Annotated in this window: 23 protein-coding genes; 15 read left to right on the plus strand and 8 right to left on the minus strand. The window is 49.5% G+C overall.

Annotated elements, in window-relative coordinates:
• The first annotated feature begins 161 nt into the window (after positions 1–161).
• The 3 genes from SPK40_RS14935 to SPK40_RS14945 all read left to right on the plus strand — a co-directional run bounded on the left by SPK40_RS14935 (position 162) and on the right by SPK40_RS14945 (position 1,770).
• Positions 162–905 carry a carbonic anhydrase gene (locus tag SPK40_RS14935; protein WP_330960990.1) on the plus strand — a complete coding sequence of 248 codons (744 nt, stop codon included), beginning with the start codon at positions 162–164 and terminating at the stop codon, positions 903–905.
• 263 nt (positions 906–1,168) lie between these two features.
• Positions 1,169–1,417 carry a hypothetical protein gene (locus SPK40_RS14940; protein WP_330960991.1) on the plus strand — a complete coding sequence of 83 codons (249 nt, stop codon included), beginning with the start codon at positions 1,169–1,171 and terminating at the stop codon, positions 1,415–1,417.
• 98 nt (positions 1,418–1,515) lie between these two features.
• On the plus strand, positions 1,516–1,770 hold the full coding sequence (locus SPK40_RS14945; RefSeq protein WP_330960992.1) for a hypothetical protein: 255 nt from the start codon (positions 1,516–1,518) through the stop codon (positions 1,768–1,770).
• Positions 1,771–1,865: 95 nt separating this feature from the next.
• Here SPK40_RS14945 and SPK40_RS14950 read toward each other — a convergent pair whose 3' ends face one another.
• On the minus strand, positions 1,866–2,348 hold the full coding sequence (locus tag SPK40_RS14950) for a GlcG/HbpS family heme-binding protein (protein WP_330960993.1): 483 nt from the start codon (positions 2,346–2,348) through the stop codon (positions 1,866–1,868).
• A 163-nt stretch (positions 2,349–2,511) separates the two neighbouring features.
• On the opposite strand from SPK40_RS14950, the gene SPK40_RS14955 reads away from it, so the two are divergent.
• Together SPK40_RS14955 and SPK40_RS14960 are read left to right on the plus strand one after the other, a co-directional pair.
• The gene (locus SPK40_RS14955) at positions 2,512–3,189 is read left to right on the plus strand and encodes a response regulator transcription factor (RefSeq protein WP_330960994.1); all 678 of its coding nucleotides are present in this window, start codon (positions 2,512–2,514) and stop codon (positions 3,187–3,189) included.
• Positions 3,167–4,600 (plus strand): ATP-binding protein, encoded by a 1,434-nt coding sequence (locus SPK40_RS14960; protein WP_330960995.1) that lies wholly within the window; start codon positions 3,167–3,169, stop codon positions 4,598–4,600. Before SPK40_RS14955 ends, SPK40_RS14960 begins: the two co-directional genes overlap by 23 nt.
• On the opposite strand, the gene dkgB is transcribed toward SPK40_RS14960, so the two are convergent.
• Both dkgB and SPK40_RS14970 read right to left on the minus strand, forming a co-directional pair.
• On the minus strand, positions 4,597–5,403 hold the full coding sequence (gene dkgB, locus SPK40_RS14965) for a 2,5-didehydrogluconate reductase DkgB (protein ID WP_330960996.1): 807 nt from the start codon (positions 5,401–5,403) through the stop codon (positions 4,597–4,599). The two genes, SPK40_RS14960 and dkgB, sit on opposite strands and share 4 nt — an antisense overlap.
• A gap of 112 nt (positions 5,404–5,515) precedes the next feature.
• Positions 5,516–6,400: a LysR family transcriptional regulator gene (locus tag SPK40_RS14970; protein ID WP_330961056.1), complete on the minus strand. Its 885-nt coding sequence runs from the start codon at positions 6,398–6,400 to the stop codon at positions 5,516–5,518.
• A 98-nt stretch (positions 6,401–6,498) separates the two neighbouring features.
• Between SPK40_RS14970 and SPK40_RS14975 the strand changes: the two genes are divergently transcribed.
• Positions 6,499–7,698: an MFS transporter gene (locus tag SPK40_RS14975; RefSeq protein ID WP_330960997.1), complete on the plus strand. Its 1,200-nt coding sequence runs from the start codon at positions 6,499–6,501 to the stop codon at positions 7,696–7,698.
• Between the two features lie 29 nt (positions 7,699–7,727).
• Here the strand turns inward: SPK40_RS14975 and SPK40_RS14980 are convergent, their stop codons facing one another.
• The 5 genes from SPK40_RS14980 to SPK40_RS15000 all read right to left on the minus strand — a co-directional run bounded on the left by SPK40_RS14980 (position 7,728) and on the right by SPK40_RS15000 (position 12,739).
• Positions 7,728–8,690 (minus strand): TDT family transporter, encoded by a 963-nt coding sequence (locus SPK40_RS14980; protein WP_248142854.1) that lies wholly within the window; start codon positions 8,688–8,690, stop codon positions 7,728–7,730.
• A 645-nt stretch (positions 8,691–9,335) separates the two neighbouring features.
• Entirely contained in the window at positions 9,336–9,992 is a 657-nt protein-coding gene (locus SPK40_RS14985) for a LutC/YkgG family protein (protein ID WP_330960998.1), read from the minus strand.
• Complete coding sequence (locus tag SPK40_RS14990) at positions 9,989–11,452, minus strand: LutB/LldF family L-lactate oxidation iron-sulfur protein (protein ID WP_330960999.1); 1,464 nt, start codon at positions 11,450–11,452, stop codon at positions 9,989–9,991. Before SPK40_RS14990 ends, SPK40_RS14985 begins: the two co-directional genes overlap by 4 nt.
• Positions 11,445–12,212 (minus strand): (Fe-S)-binding protein, encoded by a 768-nt coding sequence (locus tag SPK40_RS14995; RefSeq protein ID WP_330961000.1) that lies wholly within the window; start codon positions 12,210–12,212, stop codon positions 11,445–11,447. The genes SPK40_RS14990 and SPK40_RS14995 overlap by 8 nt, the downstream gene beginning before the upstream one ends.
• A 194-nt stretch (positions 12,213–12,406) precedes the next feature.
• Entirely contained in the window at positions 12,407–12,739 is a 333-nt protein-coding gene (locus SPK40_RS15000) for a YegP family protein (RefSeq protein ID WP_248142850.1), read from the minus strand.
• Between the two features lie 244 nt (positions 12,740–12,983).
• Here SPK40_RS15000 and SPK40_RS15005 point away from each other — a divergent pair, with 244 nt between their 5' ends.
• The 9 genes from SPK40_RS15005 to SPK40_RS15045 all read left to right on the plus strand — a co-directional run bounded on the left by SPK40_RS15005 (position 12,984) and on the right by SPK40_RS15045 (position 21,804).
• Positions 12,984–13,469: a DMT family transporter gene (locus SPK40_RS15005; RefSeq protein ID WP_330961001.1), complete on the plus strand. Its 486-nt coding sequence runs from the start codon at positions 12,984–12,986 to the stop codon at positions 13,467–13,469.
• Positions 13,470–13,475: 6 nt separating this feature from the next.
• Positions 13,476–13,901 (plus strand): DMT family transporter, encoded by a 426-nt coding sequence (locus SPK40_RS15010; RefSeq protein WP_248142848.1) that lies wholly within the window; start codon positions 13,476–13,478, stop codon positions 13,899–13,901.
• An 87-nt stretch (positions 13,902–13,988) separates the two neighbouring features.
• The gene (locus SPK40_RS15015; RefSeq protein WP_330961002.1) at positions 13,989–14,483 is read left to right on the plus strand and encodes a MarR family winged helix-turn-helix transcriptional regulator; all 495 of its coding nucleotides are present in this window, start codon (positions 13,989–13,991) and stop codon (positions 14,481–14,483) included.
• 507 nt (positions 14,484–14,990) lie between these two features.
• Positions 14,991–15,692: a dienelactone hydrolase family protein gene (locus tag SPK40_RS15020; RefSeq protein WP_330961057.1), complete on the plus strand. Its 702-nt coding sequence runs from the start codon at positions 14,991–14,993 to the stop codon at positions 15,690–15,692.
• Between the two features lie 64 nt (positions 15,693–15,756).
• The gene (locus SPK40_RS15025; protein WP_248142846.1) at positions 15,757–16,071 is read left to right on the plus strand and encodes a YbjQ family protein; all 315 of its coding nucleotides are present in this window, start codon (positions 15,757–15,759) and stop codon (positions 16,069–16,071) included.
• Between the two features lie 123 nt (positions 16,072–16,194).
• A complete protein-coding gene (locus SPK40_RS15030; RefSeq protein ID WP_248142845.1) occupies positions 16,195–17,604 on the plus strand; it encodes a DNA-3-methyladenine glycosylase 2 family protein in 1,410 nt (469 codons plus the stop codon).
• On the plus strand, positions 17,601–18,092 hold the full coding sequence (locus SPK40_RS15035; RefSeq protein ID WP_330961003.1) for a methylated-DNA--[protein]-cysteine S-methyltransferase: 492 nt from the start codon (positions 17,601–17,603) through the stop codon (positions 18,090–18,092). Before SPK40_RS15030 ends, SPK40_RS15035 begins: the two co-directional genes overlap by 4 nt.
• 195 nt (positions 18,093–18,287) lie before the next feature.
• A complete protein-coding gene (locus SPK40_RS15040) occupies positions 18,288–20,000 on the plus strand; it encodes a hypothetical protein (protein WP_330961004.1) in 1,713 nt (570 codons plus the stop codon).
• A gap of 94 nt (positions 20,001–20,094) precedes the next feature.
• Positions 20,095–21,804, plus strand: coding sequence for a hypothetical protein (locus SPK40_RS15045; protein WP_330961005.1), 1,710 nt, complete (start codon positions 20,095–20,097; stop codon positions 21,802–21,804).
• The last annotated feature ends 75 nt before the right edge of the window (positions 21,805–21,879 follow it).

The following is a 21,879-nucleotide window of genomic DNA, read 5'->3' on the forward strand; positions in this document are numbered from 1 at the left end:
TAATTTGAATTTTATGATTGAACTTCAGGCAGTATTTATTAGTTAATTCGATGTTTCATTGCAGCGGATGATATCTGATTCAGGATGGCTGAGTCATGTCCTGAAATTTTTAGCAATGTAAATTTTGAATTATGGAACCTTTCAACAGGAAAAACAGAAATATGCGAAAAGTGGTTCAGTTGATCAGTCTGTTCATTGGGCTGCAAATTGTCTCCGTTGCACAGGCTGCGGAGCATTCATGGGGATACGAAGGGGCAAATGGACCGGATCACTGGGCGACGCTCAGTGGCGATTTTGCAACATGCGCAACGGGGAAAAATCAGTCTCCGATTGATCTGTCTGCAGTGGTTGTGGGCCAATTACCACCGCTCTCATTGCACTATCAGCCGGCGTCGGCAAGTGTTATTGATAATGGACATACCGTGCAGGTGAATTATGCGCCGGGGAGTTATCTGACACTGGACGGCCAGCAGTTTGAGCTGAAGCAGTTTCATTTTCACACGCCGAGCGAGAACCATATCCGGGGGCAGTCTTTCCCGCTGGAAGGCCATTTTGTTCACGCGGATAAAAACGGCAATCTGGCAGTCATCGCTGTGATGTTTAAAGAAGGTGAAGCCAATCAAACGCTGGCTGATATCTGGACACAAATGCCGACTGTAGCCGGGAAAGCCGTTTCTCTGAATCAAAAGGTGGATGCGCGACAGATGCTTCCGGCAAAACAGGATTATTACCGTTTCAGTGGTTCGCTGACGACTCCGCCGTGCACTGAAGGGGTTCGCTGGATTGTGCTCAAGCAGCCTCAGACAGTTTCGGCAGATCAGATCCAGGCGTTATACCGGGTCCTGGGGCATAGTAATAACCGTCCGGTTCAGTCTGTAAATGGTCGGTTGGTTGTTTCATCCTGATGGATTGCCATCACCGCACCAGCAGAGCCTTATGTGCTGATGGTGCGGATCTCTAAAGCATTTTGAACTGCTGGTGGGATTTCAAACGAGACTGAATGGCTTGGAACCGTGAAGTGACTCGAAAAAAATATTTCATTTGATAAAAGTCCTACCAGAAAATCATGAATATCAATTAGATTCTCAGCGCCGGGTTCACCTGTAAGTCAACGTCAGTAAAAGCCAATTTTTATTTTCATTTTTTATGAACGGGACTGCGAGTAACGATGGCTACCTATCAGTTTTTTACCAGGAAAAAGTCTTATACCTGTCTTCAGATTGATGCGTCTGATTATCGGGAAGGTGAATCTCAGCTGCTTGAACAAGGGTTTGAGAAAGAAAATTTCCTGATCACTGCCCCTGAAGTCGCTGAAGCGATTCAAAAGTTCAGAGCCGTCGAGCAGTGCCGCCATAAACACCAATCCGGTGCATTTGATTTTATGTTCGACAAGATTGCCTTTTCATCCGAGCGCTGATCCATTTCATTGCTGGACGACCAGATGATAAGAAACATTTTTAATCCCATTGATATATCTGGTTCACCGTGACTATCTGATGAAAAAGGGCACACAGAATGAAAACATTTCATTTTTATACAAAACATGAAGCTTATACGTTTCTTGATGTCAATTCAGAAACCTTTCGCGAAGAAGAGAAACAATTATTTGAGCAAGGGTTTGAGTTAGATATCAAGAGTATTGATGCCGAGACTGCACAGGAAGCGGTGGAAAAGTATGAGCAAGAAAACGACTTTAATTGCCAGGCAACCACAACGCTTGCCATGATTGAGGCGCTCACGATTCCGGTTGTACTTTCTGTTGATGATTGAAAAACAAACGGAATCATTCTCAGCGCTTTATCACGCTCAGTTCATTACAATAACCGGCGATACCGCCGGTTATTGATATCGCCAAGACAAACAAATTATTTGATGACGGCCTTGATGGCCGCTTCTGCACAAGCCGCATCCAAGTGCCCGCCCGGCGCACCACCGACACCGATCGCACCAACGACCTGGTTATTGACGTTAATCGGTAAACCACCCGCCAGCAGCAGCAGGTTGTCATCCATATCTTTCAGCGGCGCTAAGAGTGGTTTTTCATTCACTAGTTTCATCAGGTTCGCTGTCGGTTGCTTCAGGCTGACTGCAGTAAAGGCTTTTTTGCGCGAACTTTCGAGCGTATGCGATCCTGCCTGATTCTGTCGCAACTGAGCTAAAACCCTTCCGGAACGGTCCACGACGGTTGCCGTCACTGCGTAATTATCTTTTGCGCATTGCGCGACGGTAGACTTGGCGAGTTCGAAAGCTGCGTTTGAAGAAAGGTGGGTTTCTGCGACTGTCGTTGCTGCAGATGCTGAAGCAGCAAACACGGACAGTGCCAGGCATACGGGAGTCAGAGTTTTCATGTTCTATCCTTCTTTGGGATGGGAGATGGAAAGACTTTAACGTGTCCTCAATTGCCACAGACTTGCCTGAAGATTACCAGATTGTAATCTTTGATAATTTACCGTCATGTTAGTATCAAAACTGGCTTGGGTATATCACAGCGGCATACAGACAGGATAAGAGATGCACATCTTAGTGGTCGAAGATGATCAGTCGATTCGGGAGTTCGTCCGTCACGGGCTGGAAGAACTGAATTTTCAGGTGACAGCCTGTGCTGATGGCAAACTGGGGTATCAGCTTGCCTGTCAGGAAGCTTTTGATTTGATCATTCTGGATCTGATGTTGCCCGGAATGGATGGCATGGAAGTGCTGCGCCGTTTACGGGGCGAAGGCCATCAGACCCCAGTGCTGATTTTAAGTGCCCGTCATTCAGTCGACGAGCGTGTGCTGGGGCTTCAGTCCGGTGCCGATGATTATCTGGTCAAACCGTTTGCCTTTGCTGAACTCGCAGCCCGATGCCAGACGTTGCTCCGGCGCCAGTCGTCGGCAGCCAGTATTGAGTCGCTGTGTTATCAGGGACTGACACTGGATCTGCTGACGCGGGAGGCCAGCCGCGATGGCCAGCGTATTGAACTGAAACCCAGAGAGTTTGCCCTCCTGAAATTACTGATGACCCAGCCGGGCCGGGTGCTGTCGAAAACCATTATTCTGGAGCATGTGTGGGGATTTCAGTTTGATCCCCAGACAAATGTCGTGGATGTGCTGGTCTGCCGTCTTCGCAGCAAAATCGATAAAGGTTTTTCAGCGCCCTTACTCCACACCATTCGCGGGGTGGGTTATGTCCTCAGACATGAACGCTGAACAGGCCTCCCGTTCCGCTCAGCGGGCACTGTTTCAGCGTTTTCTGCTGACCCTGCTGATTTGTTTTATCTTCCTCAACGCTGTGATGGTGTTCATCCTGACCTATCTGCTCGACTACCAGGAGCGGAAGCTGCTGAGTTCACTCGGGCAGGAATATCAGCGTATTCTGACTTTTGAATCTGATACCAAACTGGAACATGTGGTCATCAATAATCCCAACCGGCTCATCGAAAATGCGATCAGCGTTGTCCGGGCCGACTCTTCGGGAGAGTTGGAGTGGCTCAGTGGTGCTGATCGGCCTGATTTACCGGAAACTGTTTCTGCATATCAGTCCATGAACCGGCGTTGGTATCATTTATTCAGCCATGCGCCTTATCTGAGTCTGAAACTGGATGGCAAACCTTCGCAGTACTGGCTCATTATGGACGGCACGCCCAGACGGACCCAGCTATTTGTTCAGGGAACCGGGTTGTTTGTTGCGTTGGCGGCGATGGTTGGCTTGATTGCGTTGATCGTCTGGCGTTTGCTGAGCCGAACGCTGTCGCCGTTGCACAGCCTTGCCAAAGGGGTGGATCAGGTTCGGGGCTGGTCCCTGGATGTGATGCTGGAAACGGATCTGCCAGAGCTTGAATCGGGCGGCCCGCTGGGTCAGCTCAGTCAAAGTGTGCAGCAGGTACTCAATCGGCTGAAAGAAACCGTTCGAGGCATGGATCAAACCGTCGATGCCATTGCTCATGATGTCCGGACACCATTGTCTCGTATGATACTGACCACCGAGGCCGCATTGAGCCGGGACACAGCAAAGCTTCAGCCCGAGCAAATTGAAGCCTCCCTGCGTTCCGCCCTGTCTGATTGTGCTGAATCAGCCCAGCAGGCGAATCAGATGCTGACGACCCTGATGCGGATTCATGACGAACAGGTGGGACGGCATGTGCTGGAAACACAGCCGATTGAACTGGCCCAATTATTGTCGGAGGTCGCAGCCTGGTATGAGGAAGTCGCTGAAGATGCGGAAATTCGGCTGGACACCGACGGCTTAGAAGCTGTGACTTTCATCTCTGACGCCAAACGCCTGATACAAATTGTCGTGAATCTGGTGGATAACAGCATGAAATACAGCCCGGCTGGCACTGAAGTTCAGCTGGCCTGTGGTTACGATGGGACAGGTGTCTGGTTCAGCGTGACCGATCAGGGGATGGGGATTGCGCCTGAGCATCAGGCGCTGATTTTCAGGCGTTTGTACCGGGTGGAAGGAAGTCGTCATCAGCCGGGGTACGGGTTAGGGCTCGCCATGGTTTCTGCTATGGTAAATACGCTGCAAGGTCGTATTGAGCTGAACTCCGTGCTGGGAGAAGGCAGCCGGTTTACAATCCGGCTGCCGGGAACAATGACCCAGACCAGCGATCGTTAGTCCCATGCTGGTGCAAAGTCAGGATTTGCAACTCGGTGCCCACGATCCAATGCGGCGATGTCCGCCAGATCGGTTTCATCCAGCGTCAGTCTGTCAGCGTCCAGGTTGCTTTCGATATTCGCCTGTTTGGTGGAAGACGGGATGGTGACGAATCCTTGCTGACGCATCCAGGCCAGAACGACCTGCGCTGCTGTGGCCTGATGTTTTTCTGCAATCGCCTGAATGACAGGATCTTGCAGGACAGCACCGTAGGCAAACGGCATGTAACCTGTGACGCGCATGCCCAGCGCGCGACAGTATTCAGTCACCTGGCGGTTTTGCAGATACGGGTGTACCTCAATCTGGTTGGTCAGCAATACATCTTTCCCCAGGATCTGAACGGCTTGCTCCATGTGAGCCAAGGTAAAGTTGGAAATACCGATCTGACGGGTCAGCCCCAGATCCTGAGCCTGCTTGAGTGAAGCCAGATAGTCCGCCATATCGACTTCCTGATTCTTCAGCGGCCAGTGAATCAGCAGCAAATCGACATCAGATGTGCCCAATTGACGCAGGCTTTCCTGAACGCTCGGAATGAATAATTCCCGGCTGAAATTATCTGTCCAGACTTTTGTGGTCAGGAAAATGTCTTCTCGGGCAATACCGGATGCCTGAATCGCATCGCCTACGGCTTGCTCATTGCCATAGATTTGCGCCGTATCGATATGGCGATAACCTGCATTCAGCGCCAGGGTGACGGAGTCAAATGCGGTTTGTCCTTCCAGACGAAAAGTGCCAAAGCCCAGATGCGGCATCGGGTGATTCATGTTGTATTCCTTGTTGGGATTGTGAGTGATGCTGCTCAGGTTACTCCCCTTTGCACTTTGAAAAAGACCACAACGAACAAATAACTATTTCAGAATTCACAATAATCAGTGGCTAAAGGCACAGTCTTTCCGCAATAAAGTCGAGGAAAGCGCGAATACGCGGCGAAAGTGCCGTGTTTCTGTAATACACCGCATGAATCGGTTCTCTGTCGTTGGGGGTCACAATGTCTGCTTCAAGGACAGATACCAGCCTGCCCGCGGCCAGATCGCGGCACACCATGAAGTTTGACAGCAGTGCGAATCCGTTCCCGGACAGACACAGTTGCCGGACTGTTTCCCCGCTGCTGCCCTGGATGTGCATCCGCGGGGAATAGGGGCCTTTCACAAAGGGCCATTTGTTCAGATTCGGCTGACTGGCAAAGCCAATACAGCGATGTGTACTCAGGGCTTCAATACTGTCTGGTGTGCCGTACTCTGCCAGGTAGCCCGGACTGGCGACAATCCGCAGCGGGCTGCGTCCGAGGAATTTTGCATGCAGGTTTGAATCTTTCAGCTCCCCAATCCGGATGGCCAGATCGGTGCGCTTTTCGATCAGATCAATGAAGCTTTCACTGGAAATCAGTTCAATCTCAATGTCCGGGTAGGCTGCCTGAAATGCTGCCATATGAGGCACGAGTTGATGCAGGATGAACGGGCTGGCCGAATCGACCCGTAAGCGTCCGGCAGGCTTGCCTTTGAGCAGGCGAAGTTTTTCTTCTGCACCGGCAATCTGGCTCAGGCCATGGCGGATGTGTTCGGCAAAGAAGCGCCCTTCTTCAGTGAGTTCGACCCGACGTGTGGTGCGTGTCAGCAAGGTTGTGCTGAGTTCTGTTTCCAGCCTCACAATGGCCCGGGAAACCTTGGCAACCTGAATGTTTAATTGATTTGCTGCTGCAGAAAATCCGCCGCTGTCGACGACAGCCAGGAAAATCTCCAGCTCTTCTGTGCGGGAAATTATTGTCATTTTCGATAAAGTCATTTGTTGTTGGTGCTGTTTTTTACAAAAATAAGGCTGGGCATACTCGCCGTCAATCTTAAATCACGGAGAATTGATGTATGCCGCTTGCACTTTGGGCACTCACATTGAGTGCGTTTGCTATCGGAACCACAGAGTTTGTGATTGTCGGGCTTGTCCCCACGATTGCACAGGATTTGTCGGTTTCCCTGCCCTCTGCGGGGTTGCTGGTTAGCCTGTATGCCATGGGTGTTGCCATTGGGGCGCCGGTGCTGACAGCACTGACCGGACGCTGGCCGCGCAAAACGGTTTTACTTGCACTGATGGCGTTGTTCATTGGCGGGAATCTTCTGGCCTGGCTGGCCCCCGGATATGAATCCCTGATTGCCGCACGGATTCTGACCGGTCTGGCCCACGGTGTCTTTTTCTCTATCGGCTCGACGATTGCGACAAGTCTGGTGAGCAAAGAAAAAGAAGCCAGTGCGATCGCGACCATGTTCACGGGGCTGACCGTTGCGCTGGTGACGGGTGTGCCACTGGGAACCTGGATTGGTCAGGTTTTTGGCTGGCGGGCAACTTTTCTGATTGTGGCGTTACTGGGGCTGATTGCTTTGATCGGCAGTGCGCTTCTTGTCCCTTCCAATCTGAAGCAATCACCGCCAGCACAACTGAAACAGCAACTGGCTGTACTGATCCATCCGCGGTTATTGCTGGTCTACGCGATGACTGCAGTGGGTTATGGGGGTACGTTTGTGGCGTTCACATATCTGGCGCCAATCCTTCAGCAGGTCACCGGGCTGGCGGAAGGTGCTATCAGTCTGGTGATGCTGGTGTATGGTGTATCCGTCGCGGTTGGCAACATCTGGGGCGGGAAGCTGGCTGACCGGCAGGGACCGGTGAATGCTTTGCTGTGGATTTTTGCGGCCCTGTCGCTGACCTTGCTGGTGTTCAGCATGACTGCGCACAGTCCTGTACTGGCCGTTTTGACGGTCCTGGTTTGGGGCGCCTTTGCGTTCGGAAATGTACCTGGTTTACAGGTTTATGTGGTGCAGCTTGCCGGCAAGTATAATCCGAACGCAGTCGACGTCGCTTCAGGTTTGAATATTGCTGCGTTTAACGTGGGGATTGCCTTAGGATCTGTCATCGGCGGTGTGGTCGTTGAAAGAATGGCGCTGACGGATGCACCGTGGATTGGGGCACTGATCGTGATGCTGGCTTTCCTGTTAACCTGGTTTTCGGGACATTTGGATCGGTCTGGTGAACCTTCGGCAGCATCAGAAACAGCACCATCAGCTCAATAAGAAAAGGCCCGTTCAGGGCCTTTTTTAGATCAGCGACTGGCGTTGGACGGCTCTCTGAGGTAGGTGTTCCAATAATGGACAGCGTAGTTAGCGCCTACCCAGAGGACCAGTAAGGTTGCAACGCTGATTTCAATCACTCCCGTCATATTGAGGTACTTCGACAGAACGTGATCGTCCGGCAGCCACTCGATCAGGCGGTGCATCGCAACGGCACTGATCACCGAAGGGAAGGTAATCGCAGCCATGGAGGGCTGAAAGCGGTACTTTAAAATATCGATGTAGCACAGGTAGACAAAGATCGTCATGGTGATCCCGATTCCGGCCAGCGCACCGGTAAGAACGGGATCCGGCGTGTCCAGATTGGTCAGATACGCGGTCAGAGATAAGTTCACCGGCGCGGCCATGATGGTCAGCGTTGGTCTTGCCACGCGCGGAAGCCGTCCGGCAAAGCACAGCCGGTACAACACAACAGGCAGCATGAAGAAGTAAATGGCCACGCAGGCGTTGGTCATGAAGATTGAAAACTCAGTGTACCCGAGTTGTGAACCGGCCAGAGTACCGCTGATGGCGCCAACCGGGTACAGGAACCAGCTGGGATAGAGATGAATCAGACGAAATTTCTTTAACTGACAACTGAAAAAGATCACCATCATGGTTAAGTGCAGGGCCAGAGCCGGATACCACAGCATGCGGGCACTGGCCTGATGAATGCCTGCCAGATAATCGGCCAGTACCAGCATTGTCATTGACATCGGGGGCATCAGACTGCCGTATAACGGATGGTTGAGATCGGACAGAAACAGCTTCGGATTCAGCAGATATTTCAGTACGACCGGGATCAGGAGGCAGGCACCGACGAACGCACAGAGAGAGCGGATGAAATTGCCATAACTTGGATAGTAGAGTGACCAGGCAAGGCCGGTCCCTGTGATGGCTAATGCTAAAGCAGCCTGAGCGGTAGGAACTTGTGCGAATGCTTTGCCGAGTGTCACTGGGTCTCCTTTTCAATTGACCAGCTAATCAAAGAGAGGGGATTTTACACGAAATGATGACAAATGATCCCGGCCAATCGCTTAAGAATAGAAAGATTCTCTGGTACGGGCTAAACATACCGGTAATCGGTACGGAATGAGTCAAAGAAGCGGATACAGAAAGAGTGAGGACAAAAGTTGCGAAATACAGGATTTGATCCCATAGTAATAGTGAAGCGTATGAACTGAGAGAGTTTCATGCTCTAGCTTCTGGAGGATCAAAGCTGTTCTTCGACTGTCTTGCGTTCTGTGCTTCACGGTTGTTTCCGGCTTCAGAGGATGCAGCCACCAAGGCACTAAGCCTGTGAAAACTTAGTGTTACAATTTGGAAAGTGACACCACAAAATTAATACTTCTTCGCCAATAAACCATAAAGCTCGATTGGAAGAAATGACGATTATCGAGTCCGGCATACTCAACGTAATGAGTGGCGAAGCCCCCGTTATAAATACCATCGGTGTGCTGAGTAGGTAGACTGAAGGTGATAACGAACACAAGCCGCACGCAACGTGCGGCTTTTTTTGTCCAGGAAATTTTCACGGCACCGCAGTACCAATCTGTGCTCCTTCTCCGGCTTGCCCTGAATTGTGAACGAAACGACTGTTTTTACCGGTTTACCACAATCAGAACCATCAGTCTGCTCGGGCCGTGGGCACCATACGCCAGTGTTTGCTGTATGTCGGCTGTTTTTGAAGGCCCCGAAATGAGGACCACATTGGTGGGTAAACCCTGATGCCATTGTTGCTGGTGCATCAGGGCCGTAAAGTTGTCGGTCAGCTGAGACGCATTGACCAGTGCGATATGACAAGGGGGCACCAGCGATAAGGTTCTGGGTTCTTTGCGATCCGGCCACAATACGAGAGTGCCGGTCTCAGCAATGGCAGCATGCACATGCGTGACCCCGGCATCCACCTCAGAAAACAGCGTATCTTTCCAGTTGTCTATGAGGTCATCGAAAGGAACAAGTTCTGCGGTGCGGCAAGCGTGCTGTATCTGAGCAAGAAATTCACCAGCTGTACCGGCTGCAATTCGTCTGACGCCAGTCTCACTGATGAGTTCCGCCAGCTGCTCTGAAAGAGTGTCTGATGTGCAGTGATAAACCTCAGCATGGCTGGCGGTCAGCTGTTCACAAAACTGAGCCATTTGCTCTGCTGGGTCACGGGCTGTCCAGGCAGTATATGCCGGTTCCTGTGTGTCCGTGACTGATGCTGTGGATTGTCCGGCGCGTAAGCGGGCCAGAATGGCTTGTCTGGCTGGGTTCATTGCTGCGTTCCTTTTCGTTTTTGTTTTAACAGGTGGTGCAGGGAAGTGGCTGCCGGTTTCGGGGCTGTACGGCATTGTGTCCAATTGCTCATGTTGTCGGGCATCCAATGGCGAACTTTCCCGGCCAGCCAGGTGCCGGTGTGATAAACCGAAGGATGGCAAGCCACGGCAGCAAAGGCTTTCATCATCATGGATTCTGTAGTGTTGGCCGCAGATTGCTGGCCGCGTAAGGGTTGATGCTCCTGTTCCGGAGGCAGTTTCGCATCATGGCGTAAACGCTGCAGCAGGGACGGAATGGGAATGCGGACCGGGCAGACTTCCCCGCAGGCTCCGCACAGGCTGGACGCAGTGACTAAGTCTTGCGTGGCTTCAAGGCCCAGCAGATGCGGCGAGATAATTTTGCCGATCGGCCCCGGATAAACTGTGCCATAAGCATGGCCGCCAATTCGGGTATAGACCGGGCAATGATTCATACAGGCGCCACAGCGAATGCATTGCAGGGTCTGGCGGGTTTCCTCATCCTGATAGGCCTGACTGCGGCCATTATCCAGCAGAATCAGATGCACCGCTTTCGGACCGTCCAGCTCACCGGGTTTGCGCGGCGATGAAATCATATTGAAATAGGTTGTGATGGCCTGCCCGGTTGCGGAACGGGTCAGCGCGCTGTACAGGGGCGGCACGTCACTTAATAATTCCACCACTTTCTCAATGCCTGTGACGGCAATGTGGATGTCAGGTACTGTGGTACACATCCGGCCATTGCCTTCGTTTTCAACCAGACAAAGCGTGCCGGTTTCAGCGACCGCAAAGTTCACTCCGGAAACACCGATTTGCGCGGTGCGGAATTTTTCCCTGAGCTGCTGCCGGCCGGTCCGGATCAGACTGTCGACATCTGTGGTGGGGGTAAAGTGATCCAGATGTTCAGAAAAGGTGTCGCTGACCTGCTGTTTGTTTTTGTGGATCGCCGGCATGATGATATGGGACGGTGTGTCGCCATCCAGCTGGATGATGTATTCGCCCATGTCACTTTCAAGGCAGGTGATCTGATGCTTCGCCATTTCATGATTGAGATTGATTTCCTCACTGACCATCGATTTTCCTTTGATCATCAGCAAGGCGTGATTCGTCTTTGGATTAGAGACGGGCTGCGTGATGGATTGGGCGATAGCCAGGAAGATTGCGTTGGCCTGTTCCGCATTTTCGGCCCAGTGCACCTGAATCCCGTTGGCGGTGCAGTTGGTTTCCAGTTGTTCCAGCAGTTCGGGCAGTTTCCGCAGGCAGCGCCGACGAATGGCCTCGGCGCGGTCACGGATGGCTGCCTCTTCTTGGGGATCTGCAAATGCGCTTTTGCGCTTGCTCTGCAGGTAATCCATCGCTCCCCGAAAATTGTGTCTGAGTTGCGGATCAGCCAGCGCATCGGCGGCCTGCTGGTGAAAGTGTTCCGGCTGAAATTTACTCATGCTGGCCTCCGGTTCTGCTGAGCAGAAAGCTGGCTAAGTGTTGCCCCTGTAACGTTCGGCCCTGATAGGAAAGGGCGCCGTTAATATTGAGCAGGCAGCCCCAGTCTGCACTGACGAGGTGTTCCGCCTGAGTATCGCAAAGATGATGTGTTTTATCCTCGACCATCGCCTGGCTGATGTTCGGATGCCGGACAGCAAAGGTGCCACCGAAGCCGCAGCATTCACTTTCGTAAGCCTGTTCACGGAGGTCGACATGCGCAAGCTGGCTGAGCAGTTGCCGGGCGGTGACATGAACCTGCATTTCACGTCTGGCGGCGCAGGAGGTGTGCATGACCACTGAAGTGGGTTCCCCGGTATCCTGCCAGCGGACCCGGCAGACGTTGATCAGAAATTCCGTGAATTCAAAAACCCGCTCACAGAAACGGCTGACCTCAAGTGCATGTTTGCTGCCTTCAAACAGACGTAAGTAATGGTGATGCATCATGCCGCCACAGGAGCCGGACAGCACCACAACCGGCCAGGATTCAGGAAACAGGGCGATCTGATTCAGGGCAATCTGACGGGATTCCCGGTTATAGCCACTGCTGTAGGCGGGCTGGCCGCAGCATGTTTGTTTGGGGATAAAGATGACCTCAATCCCTTCACGTTCGAGCAGCGAGATGGCATCCAGACCGGCCTGAGGGTCAAACATATCGACCAGACAGGTGGCGTAGAGATAAACTTTTTGTGGCTTGGCGGGATAAAGGCGACGGATATGCATGCAGGACTCCCTGTTCGACATGCGGATACATGAATGATGTTATGGAATTGTAATTCCCGGCAAAGGGTAACGGCTTCGCAGACCGTCAAACAGCGCATTCATGAAAAAGATTTATTCCATAAATGGCGGAATGTCATCTCCATCCGCATTGGTCAGTGGAGATGACAGGTAAAAGAGGTGGCTCAAGCATTCGTTCAGGCAGTCAGATCTTTAATTTTGTCCGTCGGGCCATTTTTCTGCACCGATTTGATCCCATGATCTGCACCGGATTTGGACTGATACATTTCACTGCTGCCAATGATCTGATGATTCTTGGCTTTCAGATTGAAGTGAAATTGTCCGTTTGAGGCTTCTTTCAGTTCGAACTGTTCAGCATGGGGCGCATTGGTCTGAACCGACTTAATCCCATTCTGCGCGGCTGCCTTGGTGGTATACATTTCACTTTTGAGGATAACTTCGCCGTTTGCGGCTTTCAGAACAAAATAAATCTGATCATTTTTCGCTTTCTTCAACTCGTAACTGCCCATGTCCAACTCCCTGTTGTGTCGTGAATTTAGATCAAGATTAGTCCTGTTTCGGTAAAAGAGAGTGATATTTGTCGAAGCACGGGTGTTTTGTCATTGCGGGAGTTGAAGCGACCTGTTTTGGAAATGGCTGTGTATCAGAAGAAACTTGTGATGCCAAGAAAGCTTTTGCAAAAGATACTTGATAGGGCGCCTTTGTTGGTATATCTTTTTTGAAAGATACTTTTTGTTAAGTTTAAAAGGTAGTATGAGTACAGATCACACCAACATGGTGAACACCATCAAAAACATCAGTCTGGCTTTGTTTGGCGGTAGTTTTTTAACGCTGATGATCCAGACAAACAGCCTGCTGGCCAGAGATACTTCTCCTCTTTTTGCTTCCTGGGTTGCACACGGTATAGGCGCACTGACGGCTTTACTGATTGTGTTGATTGCGATTCGGGCATTCTCAGGTCAGCGCCGTAACCAGCAAACCCGGGAAAAAATACCGTTGTGGTTATATCTGGGCGGGATCCCCGGTGCGTTCACGGTGATTCTTGCGGCAATTGCGATCAATGGCGGCCTGACGTTATCCGGCACAATTTCTTTAGGACTGGTTGGCCAGATCCTGTTTGGCATGCTCTCGGACCGCTTTGGTCTGCTGAACACGCAAAAAAGAAACATTACCCTGAAAGACATGGGTGTGGTTGTTTTGGTACTGGCCGGCAGCGCGATGATTTTATTTGGAGCCTGATATCTGATGATGACTTTTTTATTCGTTGCCATGCTGAATGGCGTGATGATCGGAACGGCCAGAACCATAAATGGCCAGTTGAGTGTGTCTTTGGGGGCGTTCAGGGCCTCACTATGGAACCATATTGTCGGGCTGATTTTCCTGACTGTTATTTTAGTGCTGTCGATGGGAACAGACTGGCAGCTTTCTGCATTTGGTAACGTACCGGTCTGGGCCTATCTCGGTGGGGTGTTTGGTGCGCTGTTTGTGGCTGTCAGCAGCTATATTTTTCCGCGACTGGGGGCCATGAAGGCTGCCATTTTTGTGATTGCCGGACAGATGCTGTCTGCTGTGGTGATTGATTGTCTCAGTCGTGGTGAAGTCCCTGGGCTGTACCGGGTATTGGGTGCTTGTCTGATTTTGTCCGGTATCTATCTGAGCAACAGGAAGTAAGAGGAGAAAGTCCTTTCATTTGCGGATGCACAGGGATAAATTTTCACTCAAGTCACTTTTTAGAAAGCAATGAATGTAGGGGGGCCTTTGAAACAAGATCATGTCGATAAAGTGCTGGCACAGTGGCAGGCGTGTCGACCAGAACTGGATTGCTCACCAATGGGGGTGATTGGCCGGCTCAGCCGAGCCAGCAGGATTGTTGATAAGCAATTGCTCAGGGCATTTAAATTACACGATCTCAGCGCGATTGAATTCGATATTCTGGCTACATTACGCCGAAGCCGGGAAGCGCTGACTCCCACTGAGCTCTATCAGACCTTAATGCTGTCGTCCGGTGCGATGAGTACACGGATTGATGCCCTCGTGAAGCGTGGTTTCATTGATAGAATCGCAAGTGCCGAAGACCGGCGCAGCTGTAGTGTGACGCTGACGGATGCAGGTAAAGCGCTGATTGATCAGGCTGTGGCAGATCACGTGGAGAACGAAAGAAAAATTCTGGATCCACTGACATCCGATGAACAGGAAGCGTTGGCTGGCTTATTGCGCAAATGGTTGCTACCGCATGAAGATTCCGACTCGTAGGGCGTGCACGAATTTCAGAGCTCAAACTGAAAAGACCGCTGTTTCCGGAATCGCCTGATTTCAATCGGATTCAGGGTATTTGAGGTACACCGACCGGAATGACAAAAACCGCCTGAGATGAAGAATCTTCTTTTTCATCTCAGGCGGTTTCGTTTTTTCACGCCAAGCGATGCAATGCACCTGTCCTGAAAATTTCAACAAAAAACTGAATTGTTATTTTAGCAAAAATGGCGTTTGCATTTTTTAATCGGCTGTTTTTGAAGGAATAAATAAGTTTATCCACAAAAACAGTGGGTAACTTTGGGGATGTTTGGGGTTCATGCTGGTGAAAAAATAATCTGATTTGGCGTGGGCAGCATCTGAACGTCAACTGCTTGTATTTTGTAGGTTGATTTAACCTGTGTCCTACACTTGTTGTCAGAAGATGATGAGGACGACCTGATGAATAAAGTAAAAATGAATAAAGCAGCAGTGGTGGGCTGGGTTGTGTTTCTTGCGGGAACGCTGATGTCTGCGCAAGCTGCGGTGGATGAAGGGCAGAGCATTCGTTATCAGGTGGATGGTGCAGATTATGAGGGGTATTACATTTCTCCGAAGAAAGATGCTCCACTGGTTTTGATGGTCCATGACTGGGACGGCCTGACTGATTACGAGAAGAAAAGGGCGAAGATGCTGGCTGAGAAAGGTTATGCAGTTTTTGCCGCAGATTTATTTGGTGCCGGCGTTCGTCCGGAAAGCGTCGAAGATAAGCGCCAGTTGACCGGCGCGCTTTATCAGAATCGTGGCAAGATGCGGAGCCTGATGCAGGGGGCGCTTGCTGCTGCGAAACATGCGGGCGGGAATACGTCGGATGCGGTAGCGATGGGTTACTGTTTCGGCGGTACAGCAGTACTGGAATTTGCCCGTTCGGGCGCAAATTTGAAGGGATTTGTGACTTTCCATGGGGGCTTGGCCACACCAGAGGGACAGAACTATAGTCAGACCCAAGGCAATATTTTGGTTTTCCACGGGGCTGCAGATACCTCGGTGACAATGGATGATTTTGTTGCCCTGAATCAGACGCTGGAAACGGCTGGCATTCCAAATGAGATGGTCGTCTACAGTGGTGCACCGCATGCGTTCACGGTCTTTGGCTCTGACCGTTACCGTGAAGATGCGGACCGGAAATCCTGGCAGCGCTTTTTGGCATATCTGAGTGAAACACTCTGATTTTAAGATGATTTCAATTAAAGGCGGAGCTTTTGCTCCGCCCTGAACACACCGGGGTGAAAATATGCTTTGTGTAACGACACCAGATGTAGCGCATCGCCAGATTCAATCGGTGCTGGGCATCGTGAGTGGCAGTGTGGTGCAATCCAAACATGTGGGCCGCGATATCATGGCCGGATTCAAGTCGATTTTCGGCGGAGAAATTCGCGGATATACCCAAATGCTGGTGGAGGCGCGAGAAGAGGCCATGCATCGTGCCATTGCTGAAGCGGAGCATATGGGGGCGGATGCTATCGTCAATGTCCGTTTTACAACCAGTACCATCATGCAGGGGGCTTCAGAAATTCTGGTTTACGGGACTGCAGTGAAGCTGAGCTGAACGTTTACATCAATCCCTCCTATTCAGTTCCGATTCTGGCTAGTTTTGTCTGGCTGTCGGAGTACACTGAGCACATGGATGAAGTATGGCGTGTCTGATAGCGCCACAACGCAGGCTTAGTGCATGAATTTATCACCTTCACAGTGTCAGCAGGCAAGACTTGCCAAAGATCCCCGCTATGACGGACTGTTTTTTACCGCCGTGAAAACGACCGGGATTTATTGCCGCTCTATCTGTCCTGCCCCGGCACCGAAAGAAGTGAATGTGGAATACTTTCCGACGGCTGTGGAAGCGGCACGGGCGGGGTATCGTCCTTGTCTGCGTTGTCGTCCGGACAGTGCTCCGGGTTCACCGGCATGGCTGGGCACCGGCGCAACGGTGAAACGCGCGCTCAGATTGCTTGATGAAGGGACGCTCATGAATCAGTCGCTTGAAACTCTGGCATCCCGTTTAGGGGTCACAGACCGGTATCTGCGGCAGTTAGTGACAGAGGCAACCGGACTTTCACCGAAAGCTTACAGTTTGTATCAGCAATGCCTGATGGCAAAAAAATTACTGCATGAAACGCAATTACCGATCACCCAAATCGCCTATGCGAGTGGCTTTCACAGTGTTCGCCGCTTTAATGATTGTTTCCAAAAACAGTTTTCATTGTCGCCCTCGCAACTGCGCAGACAGGGCAAAGCCGAGCAGTCGCTGGGACAGGGGATCCGGCTGCAATTAGCTTATCGGCCGCCCTATCACTGGCAACAGGTACATGATTTTTATGCGGCGCGGCTGATTCCCGGTCTGGAATGGCAAACCGATCGCAGCTACGGCCGGACGTTTTCGCATCGGTCCGGCGGAGATCCGGAACAGCATTATCAGGGATATTTTACGGCGACTCATTGCCCTGAAAAATGCTGTTTTGATGTGACGATTCAGATCGATCACTTGTGCGGCCTGATTCCGGTGATCCAAAATATCCGGCGCTGTCTGGATCTGGATGCGGACAGCGAACGGATCGCTGAAGCAATTCGGCTGGCTATGGCGGCCTCAGATTCTCCTGACGTTCAATCCGGAATCCGGCTGCCTGGGATCTGGAGCCCGTTTGAAGCCGGGATCCGTGCGATTTTGGGTCAGCAGGTTTCAGTGAAAGCGGCCCGGAACCTTGTCGAAAAACTGGTACAACTCAATCCGGACAGTGGTGAAGTGCATCAGTTTTTCCCTTCGCCGCAGCAAGTTCTGGAGACCGACTTACAACAGCTCGGCATGCCACAGAAACGCCGTGAAACCTTGCAGCATTTTGCCCGTTTTGCGCTGTCGCATCCGGCGGGATTGGACGCACCGGAAAAAGAAGTGCTGGCGCTGCCAGGCATCGGTCCCTGGACGCTTCACTATATGCGCATGCGTGGGTTGAGTGACCCGGATATCTTTTTGTCGGGGGATTTAGGCGTGAAAAAAGCGCTATTGCAATGGGATCAACCCATCAATGAGTCAGCCGCTGCACCGTGGCGCAGTTACCTCACTTTGTATTTATGGAGCATGTTATGACTTCCCGAAATTCAGCAGAAACAGCGCGGTTTCGTCAGTTAGTGGACACCCCGATTGGTTGGCTGGCGGTGGTGGCAGACGTGTCTGCGATTGTCACCATCGAATTTGACGCGGAAACAAAGCCGGATGATGCCGGGAACAATATCACGCAAGCCGGTGTGACACAGTTGCAGGAGTATTTTTCAGGCCAGCGGACAACCTTTGATCTGCCGCTGAAGATGCCGGGAACTCAATTTCAGCAGCAAGTCTGGCAAACGCTTACGGCCGTTCCGTTCGGTGTCACCTGCTCATATTCTGATATCGCCTCTCGGATTGAGCGTCCAAAAGCGGTCCGGGCGGTCGGTGCTGCAAACGGGAAGAATCCGATTCCGATTGTTGTTCCCTGTCACCGGATTATCGGCAGTTCAGGTACACTGACAGGCTATGCCGGCGGGTTAGATAAAAAACAATGGTTGCTTGAACACGAAGGACTGACCGTGAAGAAGTAAGTGGATTTACATTGTAAATAGGGTAACTATGGCCCGTTTTGGACTGTACTTTCCTGTGAGAGTAACATCCAGCTGAGCACTTGAATTTTTGTCTTTATTCAGGCTCTTGATGAAACGAACCTTGTGCGACTCATTTTATAATTTCTGATTTTGGTCGCATTATCAGAGCGTTAATTTCATCTGGTTCGTCTCTCCATGGAAGTTTTATTCACTTTTCTGTTATCCATTGCTGTGATTTACCTGATCGTTGGCGTCATTGCGAACTTGGTGTCAGGTTTTTTTCATCAGCGAGCATTAATTTCAAAGCTAGCGAGGCAAAGGCATAAGGCCCATTTATCGACCCAGCAAATGCAGCTGCTGAAAAACATCTATCAAAAGAATTTCAATGATAATCGTGTATTTGAACTCAACGGGCAATTGTATCAGCGCTATGTGGAAGTCTGTCTGAATGAGCTGAAGATCGAATCAATTTACTGGCCAGATCAAGATATTCCCGAAGCAAACACAATTGAAGAGAAAGAATTATTAGAAAAAGAAGGCGGGAAAATAACGAAATTAGAAGGTGTGGTTTACAAGCATGGTTTTTACGTGATTCGTGTTGATGATTTCAATATTCTTGAAACTTTAGCACCTTATTTTGCATTGCCAAAAGTGAAGAAAAGTAATTTGGGTCTATTGGCGTTTCTGTTTTCCCTGATGCCAGTTGCTTTTTTGAATCTATTCATTCTGGCTGCGATGGATTATGACAGCGCTTCTGATTTCTTGTTCTTTTGTAATGGAATAGCCACTTTATTTCTATTGTGGCTTTGGAATGAACTCAGAAAAAATCGCTGGGTTTCTGAGTTAACAGGAAAGTTTCGGTCAGTGGAACTGTCAAATGATTTATTTTCGAGTCAGGGTGAGATCAATGGGTTTCCGGTAAAATCATATTCTTTTGATTTCAAGGAAGATCAGAGTTATACCGTACACGGACAAATCAAACTTTGCCCTGAATTTCATCTCGATGTGAGATTTGTTGATGAGAAAAGACCAGGATTTTCTCTGAATGATATGAAGAAAATCATGCGTTGGGGGATGCTGATCTGGTTTGCGATGGGCTACTTATTTATCGTGATGACCGGTCGGTTTTATCAGTCGGGTATGTATCAGGAATATACGCGTTTCAAAACACTGCATGCCGATTATCAGATCGTGAGAGAGATTGATACGGATCAGCTATCATCTTATGTCTCGGGAGATGCGATTAAATTCGAAGATGTCTATTTTTCTCCCGGCAATGAACCCGGGATCATACGGGCAAGCAGTGAACTGAATGAAACACTGATTGAACAACTTACCGAAAGTATTTTCAGTGAAGTTTGGCGTACGATCCCTGAGAATCAGCGTCGGGAGAGTTTAGATATCAGAAAATTCAAGTCATTTTTTACGCATAAAGAAAATATGACGAGCCATCCAGGAAATTTAGAGCAGCAATTGATTGCTGCCAAAAGGCAAGTCTTATCACAACCACACATCAGAATTGATATCGGCGAAAAAAAATTTGAAGCACAAACACTCTCTCTGAAAGCGCTCCTAGCAAAAGTATTCCATGTGTCCGGAACTCAGACAATCACGTCAAATGCACTGTATACCAAAATTAAACAGGCCGTGATTCAATATCTTTATGGTGCTGTCGCACCGATGCATGCCTCTGTCAGTTATTTCCTGCCGGATGAACAAATTCTGGTTGTTTATCTTTATCAGCCGAAGAAATTGCCTGATGAGGTGTATCAGATTTCGGTCAGTATGCGCGTTTATCGCTTCTGGGTGATTTTGTATATTATATTTTTCTTGTATTCACTCTCTGTCTATTTGTCGTTGGATAAGCGATATGGCCATTGGGTTGAATCTGAACAGAACAACCATTAGCCTCAATATTTTTTCAGAACATGCCGAAGTTCAATCATACCCTGATGAATGTGATTGAACTTCGTTGATTTTGCCATATGACAGGAATGCTGACTTGTTTGATTTTCTTGCATCAATTTTTGTTTTTCTTGCTGTACCCATGCTTTTTTATATTTTAGGTGCGATTATCTATGGCATAGTCACATATATTTACAAACGAGCGGGACTGATTCATGCAATTCGCTGTCAGGAAGAACGAGTAAACTTATCTAATGAACAGATGAAATTACTGAGAAAGATATACAAACGACCTTTTTATGACCGTCGGCTATATGAACTTCATGGGACTTTGAAAATAGATGGCTCATGCTATTACATTGATGAGATGAAGGTTCACTCCGTCTATTGGCCTGAAGATAAAATAAGAAAAGTTGAAAAAAATCAGACGTCGGGTCCGTTGCAAGTTCAGATATCAGGCGTGATATTCTTGAATTCTTTTTATGTAACTCGTATTGATCAGGTGCAGATATTATCAAAATTCGAGCCATTCTATACACTTCCGAGAGTCATGAAAGTAAATCCTGATCATTATGATTTGTCGTATTTACTGATTCCTGCTTCTTTTGTAAATATGTTTTTGATGCTGGCATTTAGATATGAGTATGGACATGGCGTGGCCTATGGATATCTGACTTTTTGTAATGTTTTATTTGCTTTTTTTCCGGTTGGCGTGATCTGTCAGGAAATATATAGACAACACAGGTTGTATGAGTTGATTGGTGTTTTTCAGTGTAAAGAAAGATACAGAGATTCAATGTTTCAAACGAGCGGAGAGATTGCCAGTGTTCCCATTCAAGGTCATCGTGCTGTATTTGAAGAGGGTGAACACTATACAGTTCATGGAAGAATTCATTTAAAACCGTCTATTCACATTGAACCATTGTTGATTAACGGTAAGAATTTTTCTTTTTCTCTTGCCGAGAAGAAACGTTCGTTAAAGTATTGCATTGGACTGTGGCTGATTGTAAATGTACTTTTTGGCTATATGACATTGAATTTTTATCGCTCTGAGACCTACCAGGAATATGCAAATTTCACTCATTTTCATGTGAATTACCAAGTGATTGATCAGATAGACTTTGAGCAACTTGCTGCGCTCAATTCCGGTGAGACAATCAAACTTCAGGATATTTATTTTACTTCGAGCGATGATTCCGGCGTGCTTTACGCCTATGACAGCCTGGATGAAACATTACTTCGCCGTTTAACAGGTCTGATTGTAGACAGAGTCAGGTCGATGCTGACTGAACCGACTGTAGACGCTTCAAATGCGCTCCAGCGATTGCATGATGAAAGTGAGCTGTTACTCCGTCAGCAAGGTGCGATTTACCGACAACTGGTTGCCGCTAAGCAAGCTGTGAAGTCTCAGGCGAAATTGAAAATTGAGATCGGGGAAAGGCACTTTGATGTCGCAGAATTTTCGCTGGCACAGGTTCAGGCAAAAATTTTTGACTCGTCCGCTTATCTCAGTGCGCAGCCACTGAACGAGCAACAATTACAGCAGCAAGTGAAACGGGCACTGACTGGCTATCTTTACGGAACGGCTCAACCGATGCACGCGTCGGTCAGTTTTTTCAGGCCACAGGAACAGGAGCTGGTGGTCTATGTTTATCCGCCGTTGCCCTATCCAAAAGACGAAGTCAGTGCAATAACATGGGCACTTTACTTCTACCGTACCTGGTATTTGCTGTGCCTGTTTATGCTGCTGTATAGCGTTGTCGCTTATTTTACTGCCGAGCGGAGGTATGCGCATCTCACGTCCTGAAAAAGACCCCGGATACCCTTTTTACTGAAATAAAAAGCGCCTTGCCAATGATTCCCGGCAAGGCGCTTTGCTGTT

Source organism: Photobacterium sp. 53610, from assembly GCF_036409375.1.
In the GTDB taxonomy this organism is placed as follows: domain Bacteria; phylum Pseudomonadota; class Gammaproteobacteria; order Enterobacterales; family Vibrionaceae; genus Photobacterium.